Consider the following 14,547-nt stretch of genomic DNA (forward strand, 5'->3'; position numbering starts at 1 on the left):
CTTCTTCCTTTACAAATCACCGTTTTGTTTTTATAATTAAGATAACGGTATAAACAATATGAAAGGGCGAGATTATGAAGAAACTAACGGGTATAGGCGCGAGTGATGGGATTGCCATCGAAAAGGTTTTTGTCTTAGAAGATATAGATGTGACCGCAGAAAAGCAATCCATTACAGATCCTGATGCAGAAAAGCAACGATTAAAAGATGCCTTGAGTCTTGCGGAAAGTGAACTAGAAGCGATTCGCGACAAAACCAAAAAGGAACTTGATGATGAACATGCGATGATTTTTGATGCCCATATTCAAATTGTTAATGATCCTGAAATGGCGAATCAAGTTGAATCAAAAATTGATAATGACTTGGTAAATGCAGAATATGCGTATCAAGAAGTAGCAAATGCTTTTGCAGAAATGTTTAAAGCGATGGATAATGATTACATGAAAGAAAGAGCGGCAGATGTCGTTGATGTCAGTCGTCGTGTTATTGCGCATTTAATGGATATCACATTAAATGATCCATCAACAATCGATGAAGAAGTCATAGTTGTTGCCAATGATTTAACACCAAGTGATACAGCTCAATTAAATAAACAATATGTAAAAGGGTTTATCACAAATATTGGTGGTCGCACGTCGCATAGTGCTATCATGGCAAGAAGTTTAGAAATCCCTGCGATTGTAGGGACGAAAAATATCACTGAACAAGTACAGGATGGAGACATGGTTATCTTAGATGGCCTTGATGGCAAAGTGATTATCAGCCCATCTGAAAGTGATATAAAAACGTATCAAGCCAAAGCCAAAGAGTATGCTGAAAAGGTTAAAATTTGGGAACAATATACTGATAAAAAAAGTATCACAGAAGATAAACATCATGTTGAAATCGCAGCTAATATAGGCTCTCCTGATGATATAACGAGTGTGTTAAATAGTGGGGCAGAAGGGATAGGCCTTTATCGTACTGAGTTTTTATATATGAATAGTGATGAATTACCTACTGAAGAAGAACAATTTGTCGCTTATAAAAAAGTCTTAGAAGCTATGGGAGATAAAAAAGTTGTAATTCGCACATTAGATATTGGTGGCGATAAACAACTGGATTATTTAAAATTAGATGATGAGCTAAATCCGTTTTTAGGTCACCGTGCATTGCGCTTGTGTTTAGCTGAAAAAGCATTATTTAAAACGCAATTACGGGCCCTTTTAAGAGCAAGTAAATACGGAAACTTACATATTATGTTCCCGATGGTTGCAACCCTTGATGAGTTGCGACAAGCAAAAGCTGTTTTAGAAGAAGCAAAAACTGAATCCTTAGCTGATAACAATGAAGTTGGAGAACCAAAAGTTGGTATTATGGTTGAAATTCCATCAGTTGCGATTTTGGCTGATAAATTTGCTAAAGAAGTTGATTTCTTTAGCATCGGAACGAATGACTTAATTCAGTATTCATTTGCTGCTGGCAGAATGAATGAAAAAGTAAGTTACTTGTATCAACCGTATAATCCATCACTATTACGTTTAATTAAAATGGTGATTGATGCTTCACATGACGCTGGTATTTGGACAGGTATGTGTGGTGAAATGGCGGGAGACGCTGTGGCGGCACCGATTTTATTAGGTCTAGGATTAGATGAGTTTTCAATGAGTGCATCGAGTGTATTAAGAACTCGTCATTTATTTAGCCAACTGAATTATGAAAAGATGCAACAAGAAGCCACAAAAGTACTCGATTTTGCAACGAATCAGGAAGTAAAAACATATTTTGAAAAAATAATAAAGGAGAACACACAATGAGAAGAGAATACAAAATAGTGGATGAAGCCGGACTACATGCTCGCCCAGCGAGTTTGTTAGTTAAAGAAGCAGCAAAGTTTGAGAATGACATCCTTATTGCGTTTAAAGAAAAGAAATTAACGTTAAAATCCATTATGGCAGTCATGAGTTTAGGGGTTCCTAAAAACTCGGTTATTGCGATTGAAGTTGAGGGTGAAGATGCTGAAGAGGTATTTAATGCCCTTGAAAAAGTATTGGTAGAACAAGCGTTGATTTAACCAGTAGACATACTGGTTTTTTCTTTGCATCTTTTTATATCGTATTACTTTATAAATAAGCAAAGATATACTATAATACATAAGAAATCAAAGATGCGTTAAAATGTTTATTCGTTGAAAAAAAGAGACATTAAACGTATAATTATAATGTAAGTAGTACACAAAAAAGAGGTGAGATTATGTACGAAAGAAATGTTTACACCGAAGGCCAATTGCCAAGTATTGCGATACGGGGAGTCGCACCGTTTCCACATACTGATATGCGTATTGAAGTCGGCCGTGCAGTTAGTAAAAATGCATTAACAGAAGCCGAAAACAATCACGATGGGTATGTTCTTTTACTTGTGCAAGAAGATCCCACTCACGACACACCAACAAAAGACAATGTTTTAGAATATGGTGTCGTTGCTAAAATTGGAATTAAAATCAAATTACCTAATAAAAATTATAAAGTTAAATTCGACCCAATTATTCGTGCGAAAGTTGATGAGATTACACAAGTCAATCCATTCTTCATGTGTACATTCAAAACAATGCCAACAAAACAAGATGATATTGATCATGAGTTAGCGCTTGTTAGAATGTTAACCAAACAAATCCTTGACAATAGTAAACAGGTATTAAATAATCCTAAACAAGCTATTGAAGCTATTCAAAAAGGCGTATCAAGCGATAAATTATGTGATTTGGTCGCAAGTAACTTAAAGGTAAGTGAAAGTCAAAAGTTCAAATATTTGAAGACAGATTCGTTAAATAAACGCTTAACGTATTTATTAGAAGATGTCGAAAAAGAAAAATACATGACAGATATTGAGAATCAAATCAATATGACTGTCAAGAAAAACATTGATGAAAACCAAAAAGAGTATTATCTTCGTGAAAAGATGAAGGCCATCCAAGAAGAACTTGGAGACAAGGTGAAAAAAGAAAGCGACATCGAAGAACTAAAAGAGCAAATTTTAGCCAAAAAAATGCCTGAACATATTGAAGAAAAGGCGCTTTATGAATTACAACGCTATCAAAGCATACCAACATCTAGTGGAGAATCTGGTGTTATAAGAACATATTTAGATTTCTTACTTGATTTACCATGGCATGAAGAAAGTGTTGATGAAACGGATATCCATAAGGCAGAAGATGCCCTCGATAAAACCCACTTTGGTCTTGAAAAAGTCAAAGAACGGATCATTGAGTATTTGGCTGTAAAAATTTTAACAGGAAAAAATCCACAAACGATCCTATGTTTAGTTGGGCCACCAGGTGTTGGGAAAACATCTCTAGCCCAAAGTATTGCCAAAGCCTTAGGGCGTAAGTTTGTTAAACAATCCCTAGGTGGGGTTAAAGATGAATCAGAAATTCGTGGACACCGTAGAACGTACTTAGGGGCATTACCTGGGCGTATCTTACAAGGAATGAAAAAAGCTAAAGTCGTAAACCCTGTCTTCTTATTAGATGAGGTTGACAAATTAGGATCAGACTATAAAGGGGACCCGAGTGCGGCATTATTAGAGGTATTAGATCCTGAACAAAATGCGAATTTTAGTGATCATTACTTAGAAGACGAATACGACTTAAGTCATGTTCTCTTTATTGCAACGGCGAACTACTTAGGTAATATTCCTGCGCCATTACGTGATCGTATGGAAATTATTGAACTCTCTAGTTATACTGAATTAGAAAAAGTCAATATAGCCAAAATTCACTTAGTCGAGAAACAACTGAGTAATCATGGCTTAGATAAAGACAAATTTGAAATCACTGATGATGCGATCTTAGAAATGATTCAAAGTTATACAAGAGAAGCTGGCGTGAGACAACTTGATCGAATATTTGGATCACTTGTCCGTAAAGCTATTAAGATTATCTTAGGCGATAAAAAAGACAAAGTTGTCATTGAAAAAGATGATTTACAAGAGTTCTTAGGAAAACCTAAGTTTAAAAACTCAAAAGCAGAGAAAGATGATCAAGTCGGTGTTGTGACTGGGCTTGCTTATACCCAATTTGGTGGTGACACATTACCAGTTGAGGTAACTTACTACAAAGGTAAAGGCAACTTAGTGTTAACCGGTAAACTGGGTGATGTAATGAAAGAAAGTGCCCAAGCTGCGCTAAGTTATGTAAAATCTAACGCAGAAAGACTTGGCATTGATATGGAACTTTTTAAAGATAATGATATTCATATTCATGTACCTGAAGGAGCCGTACCAAAAGATGGACCAAGTGCGGGGGTAACCATTACTACAGCGATTGTCAGTGTCTTGACAAATAAAAAAGTTGATCACTTCATTGGCATGACCGGTGAAATCACATTACGAGGTCGTGTTTTACCAATTGGTGGTTTAAAAGAAAAATCAATTGCGGCACATCGCAGCGGATTAAAAACAATTATGATTCCATTAGACAATAAAAAAGACTTAGAAGACATTCCAGATGATGTCAGAAAAGACTTAGAAATTGTCCCTGTCGAAATGATTGATGAAATCATTACGCGTGCATTAAAATAATATCTAAACACCCAAGTCATTTGGGTGTTTTTTTATGACATTCTAAGTGGGATTGTGTATTTAGAAAAGGACTAAATTGTGGTAAAATAATATAGAAAGAGGAGGAAGATATATGAAAACATGGAATTTGAATGACTTGTATGAATCATTTGATTCAGAAGCATTCCAACAAGATTTAGCAACCATTGAAGTCGAGATAAAGGCAATGAATGAATTTGCTAAAGCGGCCTTTGATTCGCCAGATGAGGCAAAGGAGAAACTCTTAACTTATATCAAACAACAAGAGAGTTTACAAACATACTTCCGTAAGGCATTTGCGTTTTGTTCACTCTCAATCAGTGTCGATGCGAGTAACACAGAAGCACGTAAGTACATGAATACTTTACAAGAACACTCAAGTAACACGACATACGCATCAACACGCTTCACTAAATGGTTACCAACGGTAAAAGACTTAGATACTATTATTGAGACGACCGATGAGCTAAAAGATGCAAAGTATTATTTAGAACGTATCTTAACCCAAGCAAAACATGTATTAAGCGATAAGGAAGAAGCCATTATTGCAAAGATGCGCAATACAGGATCATCAGCATGGTCACAGTTACAAGGGGAGTTAACATCGACTTTAAAAGTCCCTTATGATGGAAAAGAGATCACGTTAAGTGAAGTGAGAAACTTATCCAGTGACAAAGATCAAACCGTAAGAAAGAATGCTTACCTAGCTGAACAAAAAGCTTATCCTAAAATTGAACGTTCTGTTGCTTATGCGATGAATGGTGTAAAAGGGGAAGTTAATACATTATCAAAATTAAGAGGATATAACAGTCCATTAGCCCAAGCTGTTGAGCAATCACGGATGAAACAAGAAACATTAGATGCGTTGATTGCCGCAATGAAAGAATATTTACCGGTATTCCAGACTTATTTAAAACGCAAAGGGGCGTTACTCGGTCATGATGACAAGATACCATATTATGATTTATTCGCACCTCTAGGTAAAAGTTCACGCACCTTTACCGAAGAAGAAGCAATGACTTATATCTTTAAAAATTTTAAAACATTTAGTGATGACTTAGAAGGATTGGCTAGACGTGCTTGGAATGAGGAATGGATTGATTTCACCCCACGCGATGGAAAACGCGGTGGCGCATTTTGTTCAAACTTACATCCGATCAAACAATCACGTATTCTGACAAACTTCACCGGTAGCTTTAGTAATGTCATAACGTTAGCCCATGAACTTGGACATGCTTACCATGGAGATCAAATCTTTAAAGAACGCCCAATCAACTCAAGTTATACAATGCCTGTCGCAGAAACAGCATCAACATTCTGTGAAACGATTGTTAAGAATGCCGCGTTAGAAGATGCGGAAAAAGAGGAAAAAATCTTCATTTTAGAACAATCAATTATGGGATCAACCCAAGTTATTGTCGATATTTATTCACGGTTTTTATTCGAATCAAAAGTCTTTGAAACACGGCAAGAAACCCCATTAAATAGCGACATGTTAAAAACAATGATGCTAGACGCTCAAAAAGCTGCCTATGGCGATGCTTTGGATGAGGACTTTATGCATCCATATGCTTGGTTAAATAAACCACATTATTATATTGGCGGATTATCATTCTATAACTTCCCTTATGCATTCGGATTATTATTTGCAAAAGGCATTTATGCCGCATATAAAGAACAAGGCGATGCCTTTGTTGATAAAATTAACATGTTATTACAAAAAACAGGACAAAAATCTGTCGAAGATGTCGCACGTTTAGTTGGTCTTGATGTGACAGATAAAGATTTCTGGAAAACCAGTTTAGATGTCATTAAAGATGAAATAGATTTATTTTTAGAATTAACAAAATAAGGCCTTGGCCTTATTTTTTTTTGCTTTTTACACAAAAATATGAAAAAAAATGGAAAAGTAACGAAAAAGTTTGACAAACTTTGGAAAAGTGATAAAATTAAATTAGATATGAAAGCGTTTCAGGAGTGATTATATGCAAAAAAGTAAACGAATGAAAGCTATTAAAAATTATCTTCAACAACATAAAGATGTTCAAATTAGTGAATTGACAGATATTATTGAAGCGAGTGAATCAACGATTAGACGAGATATAAAAGAGTTGGCTAAAGAAGGATTTTTGGTTGAACTTTACGGAAGTATTGTTTTAAATCAACAAAACGATCCTGATACTTTATTAAACCGACGTCTTGGCGAACAGGTAGCTGAGAAGTCAGTTATTGGTGAAAAAGCAGCCCAAAAAATTAAAAATAATGATTTTATCTATATTGATGCTGGATCAACTACCTATTATATGTTGCGGTTTATTCAAGCGCACAATATCACGATTGTTACGAACGGATTAAATATTGCCATTGAAGCGTCACGATTAAATTTCAGTGTTTATATGGTTGGTGGCGAAGTTAAATATATTACAACAGCTATAGTTGGTGAACAAGCAATACAATCAATTCAAAAATACCATTTTGATAAGTGTTTTATGGGTGTTAATGGTTATAATGATGAGAGCTATACGACACCAGAAATTCGAGAAGGTAGTCTCAAACACGAAGTGATAAAGCATAGTAATGTGACATATGTTCTAGCAGATACTTCGAAATATAATAAACAAACAAATTACGCATTTGCATCACGTGATGAAGGACATCTTATTAATGAAGGTTAGGAGTGTTATTAATGATTTATACATGCACACTGAACCCGGCAATTGATTATCGAATTGAATGTGATACGTTTAATCTTGGTACATTAAATAGATCATCATTCAGTAAATTTACTGTTGGGGGTAAGGGCATCAATGTATCAATGGTGTTAAAAGAACTTGATACAAAAAGCGTTGCGATTGGGTACACCGGGGGATTTACAGGTACTTACATCAAAGAATATTTAATCGACGAATTAAATATTGAAAATCATTTTATCGATATTCCTTCGCCAACACGAATTAATGTTAAGTTACTTGTTGATGATGAAGAAACTGAAATCAATCAAAGTGGTCCCATTATCGGTACTGAAGAACTCAAACTTTTAACCGATTTTATTGATACGTTAAACACCGATGATATATTAGTCTGTGGAGGATCGCAAGGACGTTCCAAGCAAAATAGTTACTTAGAGATTGCCAAACAATGTCATCATAAAAACATTGATTTTATCATTGATTCGTCAGGTCAATCAATGTTAGATGTACTCGCTTATCATCCCCTTCTTGTGAAACCAAATATCTATGAATTAGAAGAATATTTTGATGTGACCTTGAATACCGAAGATAAAATAATTAGTTATGGCAAGAAATTAATTGATTTAGGTGCAAAGAATGTTATTGTGTCGCGTGGTGAAAAAGGCTCACTGTTTATTAATGACAACCATATTTATCGCGCCGATTTAATCATTGGTGATGTAAAAAACACTGTTGGTGCAGGTGATAGTATGGTGGCTGGATTTGTCAGTGCTTATACGCAAAGACAAAACGATAAACAAGCCTATCAATTAGCTGTTGCTAGTGCAACAGCAACTGCTTTTAGCTATAGTTTAGCGAAGAGAGAAGATATAGATAAGTATTTAAACCAGGTTGTGGTTAATGAGGTGAAAAGATGAAAATTGTAGATTTAATTACTAAAGACATCATTACACTTGAGTTATCATCTTCAACAAAACAAGATGTGATTCAAGAATTGGCAGAATTGTTAAAAAGCGATGACAGAATCAGTGATTTAGATAAGTTTGTTGAAGAAGTCAACAAACGTGAAGCCTTAGGAAGTACTGGTGTTGGCTATGGTGTCGCCATCCCCCATGCTAAAACCAAATACGTTAAACGTTCTAGTCTAGTGTTTGGTCGGACAAATGAAGGATTTGATTATGATAGCTTAGATGGCAAAGAGACTGATCTTTTCTTCATGATTGCTGTCCCAGAAGGGGGAGAAAATCTTCATTTAAGAACACTCGCAAAATTGTCACGCGGGTTAATGGATGAAACATTTAGAGAAGAATTACGTAACGCGAAAACAAAAGAAGCATTAATTCATACATTAAGTCAAATTGATAAGGAGGAAGCAAAATGAAATTAATTGTCGGTGTAACATCATGTCCAACAGGGATAGCACATACGTATATGGCTGCCGAAAGTATTGAAAAAGCAGCAAAAAAAGCTGGTGCAAAAGCAAAAGTTGAAACCAATGGTTCAATCGGTGTTGAAAACAAATTATCAGACAAAGACATTGAAGAAGCGGTAGCGGTGATTGTTGCCGCAGATGCACGTGTGAAAATGAAACGTTTTGATGGCAAACCGTTAATTGAAGTCAGTGTGTCAGAAGCAATAAAAAATAGTAAAAAACTTGTAGAAGACGCATTGGATGGCAAATTTAAAACTTACGAGCACAAATAAACAAAATATAAAGGAGGAGTTTCATGAAAAGTTCTAATATTTACAAGCACATTATGAGTGGTGTATCACAAATGATCCCATTCGTTGTGGCTGGGGGGATTATGATTGCCCTAGCATTCTTGCTCGATGCAGGAAACATTGGGGCAAGTGATTATGGTTGGGGAAACAGTGTCGCTGCATGGTTTGGTGACACAGGTAAAATTGCATTCGGATTTATGCTACCAATTTTGGCAGGATTTATCGCATATTCGATTGCAGATCGTCCAGGATTTGTTCCCGGTTTTGTTGGTGGAGCATTAGCTAGTAACGGTGGCAGTGGTTTCTTAGGCGCATTACTTATTGGATTTATTGCAGGATATATCGTTCTTGGATTAAAACAGTTATTTAAGGGATTACCAACGTCTTTCCGTGGTATTCAACCAGTATTGTTATTCCCATTATTTGGGACAATACTTGCCGCACTTGCGATGTTACTTGTCAACTTAATTGTCACACCTATCAATGAAGGACTTGTTGATTTCTTAACAGGACTTGAAGGTACGAGTGCTATATTAGTTGGCCTTGTTGCTGGTGGAATGATGGCCGTTGACATGGGTGGACCAATTAACAAAGCAGCATATGTCGTTGGTGTTGGAACACTAGCAGGTGGCGTATCAACCACATTAATGGCTGCTGTTATGGCTGGGGGAATGACCCCACCACTTGGTATCGCTTTAGCAACTGTTTTATTCAAAGGTAAATTTAATGAACAACAAATTGAAGCTGGAAAAACCAACTGGGTAATGGGATTTAGTTTCATTACTGAAGGTGCCATTCCGTTTGCAGCAGCAAATCCGAAAGCTGTATTACCATCAATTATTGCTGGTAGTGCTTTAGCTGGTGCATTAGTTGGATTGTTTGGTGTTGCATCACCAGCACCACATGGTGGATTATTTGTTGTACCTGTCATGAGTGGTTGGGTATGGTTTATTATTGCCCTTGCTGCAGGAACCGTATTAACAGCATTCTTACTCAAACTCTTATTACCTGATGCAGTTGAATTAGAAACAGAAGAAGAATAACAGTAAACGATAACTTCAAGTAAAAAGTGAAGCACCTTGCTTCACTTTTTTTTTGGAAAGTATTTTGTTCATCACAAAGATTTGTTATAATAGAAGATAGTGAACAGGAGTGAGACAATGATTGATTTTAGAAGTGATACCGTCACAAAGCCAACTGTAAAAATGCGACAAGCAATGGCCAACGCCATTGTTGGTGATGATGTCTATCAAGATGATCCAACAATTAACGAATTAGAACGTTTGGCTGCACAAATTACCGGTAAAGAAGCAGCATTATTTGTTACCAGTGGCACAATGGGCAACCAGTTGTCGATTATGACGCACACTAAACGTGGTGATGAAATTATTGTCGGTGCGCATTCACACATTAAAACCTATGAAGTTGGTGCAACTGCTGTGTTATCACAAGTTAGTTTTCAACTAATCGCAGAAGATAGAGGGATGTTACCGCTTGATCAAATCCAAGAGAGCATTCGAACGCAAGATGTCCATTATCCCGATACCTCGCTTATTTGTTTGGAAAATGCACATGGCAGTGGTGTTGTGTTACCGATTAGTTACATGAAAGATGTTTATACGCTTGCCAAAAAAAACAATCTAAAGGTTCATCTAGATGGCGCGCGACTCTTTAATGCAGCGACCGCGTTAGATGTTGATGTTAAACAAATTACACAATATGTTGATAGTGTCACCTTTTGTTTATCAAAAGGATTAGCCGCACCTGTTGGTAGCATCATATGTGGTGATAAAATATTTATCGAAAACGCACGTAAAGGTCGTAAATTATTAGGTGGAGGTATGCGCCAAGTCGGTGTCTTAGGAGCACCGGGTATTATTTCATTAAAAGAGATGCGCCACCGGTTACATATTGATCATGAACATGCCCGATTTTTGGCTAAAACACTAGATGACATGCCTGAATTCAGTGTTGACTATAAACGTTTAGACATTAATATGGTATTTGTGAAGAGCACACTTGATTTTCACAAACTCGCCACTTATTTAAAACAGAAAAACATCATTATTGGGGGTTATAAAGGGGACTATTTACGTATTGCACTGCATAATGATATCACCAAACAGGATGTAAAACTGTTGATTCAAGAAATTAAAAACTTCATAAAGGCGGATGCTAATGCTTAACCAAGCGATTTTTTTAACAGGTAGCTGTCCTATTGGTGTGTTGATACTGCATTCGCTGTATGAAACACCTTCGCAAATGTCTGATTTAGCAAAAAAACTAAACGCTGCCGGATATACCGTTCACGCACCTGTATTAACAGGCCATGATCAGTCCTTTGAAGACATTATTGAAACCGATATCTATCAATGGGATGAAGACGTTAAAAAGGCTTATCAATTTTTAAAAGATAATCACTTGAAGGTTGTTGTGATTGGCATGAGCATCGGTGGTAGTCTTGCCGTTAAATTGGCAGAAAACAGTGATTTGTTTGGACTCATTACAGTCAATGCGGCAATCATTGGTTTTCCAATCGCCTATGACATTCGTGATTTTGCACAAAAAAAGAACGATGTTACAGTTAAAGACTACGAGAAACACCGTCGAAAATATTTTGATTTTGTCATTGAACTTGGACAAACAGCTAACTTAAAGAAAATTACCGCACCACTATTTGTCGTTCAAGGAAAAAAAGATCAAAACCGGTATAAAACATCATCCGATATGTTAATGACACTAACAACAAGTACCATTAAAGAACGTAAAGACTATGAAAATAGCGAACACTTAGCTTTGTTGGGACCTGATAAATCCCAAATTGAAAAAGATATATTAGCCTTTATCAAACGCTTAGAAAGGCGGAACAATAATGCAAATTCATGATGTTGAATTTACGACCAGTGCCGTAACAAGTGAACACTACCCTGAGGACTTTTTACCAGAAATTGTCTTCGTTGGACGTAGTAACGTGGGAAAAAGTAGCTTAATCAATTCAATTTTAGGACGTAAAAACATTGCATATACTTCAAGTAAGCCAGGGAAAACACAAACAATTAATTTTTTTGAAATCAACAAGGCGTTTTATTTTGTTGATGTGCCGGGATATGGGTATGCCAAACGCAGTAAAAAAGATATCGCAGCGTTTACACAGATGATTGATGAATATTTATTAGAACGCGAACAATTACGTCTCGTGTTTCAGTTGGTTGATTTTCGTCATCCACCGACCAAAGCTGATCAAAATATGTTTCATTATTTAGCAACTTATAATATTCCAACAATTGTGATTGGTACTAAAATGGATAAAGTTCCCAAAACAAAACGCTTGAAGCAAGAAGAAGAATTGTTAAAGACACTAGGCATTAAAAAACATCAGTTCATTCCTTTTTCAGCATTAACCAAAGAAAATATCGAATGGATTTATGATGTGATTGAACAAGCAATTCAATAGACAACATAAAAAAACACCTTTAAAGTGCACTCAAAATCACTTTAAAGATGTTTATTTTAATGTAGCAATGATTAAATTTTGCTACGTTGTTTCCATATAAAAGGAAGAGGAGACCTTATTCAGGATTTTATAAATATCCTTTCTTAAATACCGTAACAGATACTTAAGTTGAACAATGCGAATAGTTTAAATTACTAAAATAATTTAGAATCTAAAACACTTTGCCTATTCTTGAGATACTTACTTATAACGCCTCTTCACACTTATATTTAAGCACTTTAAAGAAATAAAGTCAATAGCTTTTGTCATTCTTTTTATCCACATAGTTTTCCACAGTCCTCTGGTCAATTAGGTTGATGATATAGTGATGTCGTTAACTAGTTTGCTTAAAAACTGGTTATGGAAAACTTTTTAAAAAAAAGAAGATAAAAAGTTTTAAAAAAATATTTTTTTGTATTTTTACTGTTACTAAACTAAAATATCAATGGATCAATGATGTGAATAAGTTGTTCTTAAATAATTAACTGAAGCCTATAAAAAAATACCTCTAAAGTGTGCTCATAATCACTTTAGAGGTATTTATCTTATTGCAGCAATGCTTTAATTTTGCTGCACTCTTTCTATTAAAAAGGAAGAGGAGACCTTATTCAGGATTTTATAAATACTTTTGTTGAATACCATAAAGATACTCAATGTGAACAATACTAATTCTTTAAATCTCTAAATAAATTTAGAATCTTAAATACTCTTCTTATTCTCAAATATTTACTTATAACTCCTCTTCACACTTATATTAAAACACTGTAAAGAGATAAAGTCAATGATATTTACCATTCTTTTTATCCACATTGTTTTCCACAATGTATTGGTCAATTGTATGCATTAGATAACTGTGCGACATATGTCTGAAAAAATAAATTAGGTTGTGGAAAACTATTTTAACTTTATGGATAAAACATTTTAATGATATCGACATTGATTAAAATATGGTATAATAATGATAGTTTTAAAAAAGGAGAGAAATAAGAATGAAAGTATTAATGATTGGTGGAACAGGAATTATTTCAACCGCTGTTTGTGATGAAATGGTGAATCGGGGAATCAATCTTACTGTGATGAACCGTGGAACACATAATGATATATTAGATGACCGGATTAAGACCATTGTTTGTGATGTCAATGATGAGGATGCGGTAAATAAGGCGTTACAAGATAAAGATTATGACTCAATAATCGACTGGATCGCTTTTACTGAAGATGATATTGAGCGCGATATTCGCTTATTTAAAGGGAAAACAGATCAATTTATCTTTATTAGTAGTGCCTCAGCTTATCAAAAACCATTACCATATATTCCGATTACTGAAGACGTGCCACTTGATAACCCTTATTGGCAATACAGTAAAAATAAACAATTGTGTGAAGAACGGTTAATGAAAGCACATGATGAGACCTTTAACGTCACGATTATCCGTCCGTCGCATACATATAATGAGAAAATGATGATCATGCAGTTAAAGAGCCATCAAAAACCATTTGGTATCTTTAAACGCATTCAAGAGGATAAACCAATTATCTTACCTGATGAAGGACTTAACTTATGGACAATTACATATAATAAAGATTTTGCGAAAGGCTTTGTCGATGTCGTAGGCAATGAGAAGACATATGGTGAGATTTATCATTTAACTAGCAATACAGCTTATACATGGGAACGTATAATAGAAATGTATTATAAAGCATTTGATAAAACACCTAACTTAGTGTATGTACCAATGGATGCATTACTTAAGGTTTTTCCAGAGTTTGAAGGCGAACTAAAAGGCGATAAAGATAAAAGCACAACTTTTGATAATACGAAGATTCAAAGTGTTGCGCCACATTATAGTTCGGGTACACACTATTGGGAAATTGCCCCAAAAGTTGTTGAATATTACTTAGATCATCCCGAATTACAAACTTATGATGAGGCATTTGAAGAACAGTATGATGCACTTGTTGAGCGATTTCAAAAAAAGGATGAATAACTGAGTTAGACTGTTTACATCTTCTTTAAAGTGTGGTATTATATCGGTAAATACAAGGAATAGGAAGAGTAAAGTTAAC

General features: G+C 35.3%; 13 protein-coding genes and 1 other annotated feature (1 of these 14 running past the window's edge). All 13 genes read left to right on the forward strand.

Features of this window, described 5'->3' with window-relative positions; genetic code table 11:
• Positions 1-74: 74 nt before the first annotated feature.
• A complete protein-coding gene (ptsP, locus tag UMR38_00080; protein ID MEC9484253.1) occupies positions 75-1,796 on the forward strand; it encodes a phosphoenolpyruvate--protein phosphotransferase in 1,722 nt (573 codons plus the stop codon).
• Positions 1,793-2,053 carry an HPr family phosphocarrier protein gene (locus UMR38_00085; protein MEC9484254.1) on the forward strand — a complete coding sequence of 87 codons (261 nt, stop codon included), beginning with the start codon at positions 1,793-1,795 and terminating at the stop codon, positions 2,051-2,053. The genes ptsP and UMR38_00085 overlap by 4 nt, the downstream gene beginning before the upstream one ends.
• 179 nt (positions 2,054-2,232) lie before the next feature.
• Positions 2,233-4,557 (forward strand): endopeptidase La, encoded by a 2,325-nt coding sequence (lon, locus tag UMR38_00090; protein MEC9484255.1) that lies wholly within the window; start codon positions 2,233-2,235, stop codon positions 4,555-4,557.
• A gap of 112 nt (positions 4,558-4,669) precedes the next feature.
• Positions 4,670-6,427 carry a M3 family oligoendopeptidase gene (locus UMR38_00095; protein MEC9484256.1) on the forward strand — a complete coding sequence of 586 codons (1,758 nt, stop codon included), beginning with the start codon at positions 4,670-4,672 and terminating at the stop codon, positions 6,425-6,427.
• Positions 6,428-6,560: 133 nt separating this feature from the next.
• Positions 6,561-7,250, forward strand: coding sequence for a DeoR/GlpR family DNA-binding transcription regulator (locus UMR38_00100; GenBank protein ID MEC9484257.1), 690 nt, complete (start codon positions 6,561-6,563; stop codon positions 7,248-7,250).
• Between the two features lie 11 nt (positions 7,251-7,261).
• Positions 7,262-8,182, forward strand: a complete 921-nt coding sequence (gene pfkB, locus UMR38_00105; GenBank protein ID MEC9484258.1) for a 1-phosphofructokinase — start codon at positions 7,262-7,264, stop codon at positions 8,180-8,182.
• Positions 8,179-8,646 carry a fructose PTS transporter subunit IIA gene (locus UMR38_00110; protein ID MEC9484259.1) on the forward strand — a complete coding sequence of 156 codons (468 nt, stop codon included), beginning with the start codon at positions 8,179-8,181 and terminating at the stop codon, positions 8,644-8,646. The genes pfkB and UMR38_00110 overlap by 4 nt, the downstream gene beginning before the upstream one ends.
• Positions 8,643-8,969: a PTS fructose transporter subunit IIB gene (locus tag UMR38_00115; protein MEC9484260.1), complete on the forward strand. Its 327-nt coding sequence runs from the start codon at positions 8,643-8,645 to the stop codon at positions 8,967-8,969. The genes UMR38_00110 and UMR38_00115 overlap by 4 nt, the downstream gene beginning before the upstream one ends.
• A 23-nt stretch (positions 8,970-8,992) precedes the next feature.
• Positions 8,993-10,030: a fructose-specific PTS transporter subunit EIIC gene (locus UMR38_00120; protein ID MEC9484261.1), complete on the forward strand. Its 1,038-nt coding sequence runs from the start codon at positions 8,993-8,995 to the stop codon at positions 10,028-10,030.
• 117 nt (positions 10,031-10,147) lie between these two features.
• Positions 10,148-11,173 (forward strand): low-specificity L-threonine aldolase, encoded by a 1,026-nt coding sequence (gene ltaE / locus UMR38_00125; protein ID MEC9484262.1) that lies wholly within the window; start codon positions 10,148-10,150, stop codon positions 11,171-11,173.
• Positions 11,166-11,873, forward strand: a complete 708-nt coding sequence (locus UMR38_00130; protein ID MEC9484263.1) for an alpha/beta fold hydrolase — start codon at positions 11,166-11,168, stop codon at positions 11,871-11,873. The genes ltaE and UMR38_00130 overlap by 8 nt, the downstream gene beginning before the upstream one ends.
• Positions 11,860-12,441 carry a ribosome biogenesis GTP-binding protein YihA/YsxC gene (yihA, locus tag UMR38_00135; protein MEC9484264.1) on the forward strand — a complete coding sequence of 194 codons (582 nt, stop codon included), beginning with the start codon at positions 11,860-11,862 and terminating at the stop codon, positions 12,439-12,441. Before UMR38_00130 ends, yihA begins: the two co-directional genes overlap by 14 nt.
• A gap of 1,028 nt (positions 12,442-13,469) precedes the next feature.
• Positions 13,470-14,468: an NAD-dependent epimerase/dehydratase family protein gene (locus tag UMR38_00140; GenBank protein ID MEC9484265.1), complete on the forward strand. Its 999-nt coding sequence runs from the start codon at positions 13,470-13,472 to the stop codon at positions 14,466-14,468.
• Between the two features lie 46 nt (positions 14,469-14,514).
• Positions 14,515-14,547, forward strand: a binding site (T-box leader); it runs 172 nt beyond the window's last position.

Source organism: Candidatus Izemoplasma sp. (assembly GCA_036172455.1).
In the GTDB taxonomy this organism is placed as follows: domain Bacteria; phylum Bacillota_I; class Bacilli_A; order Izemoplasmatales; family Izemoplasmataceae; genus JAIPGF01.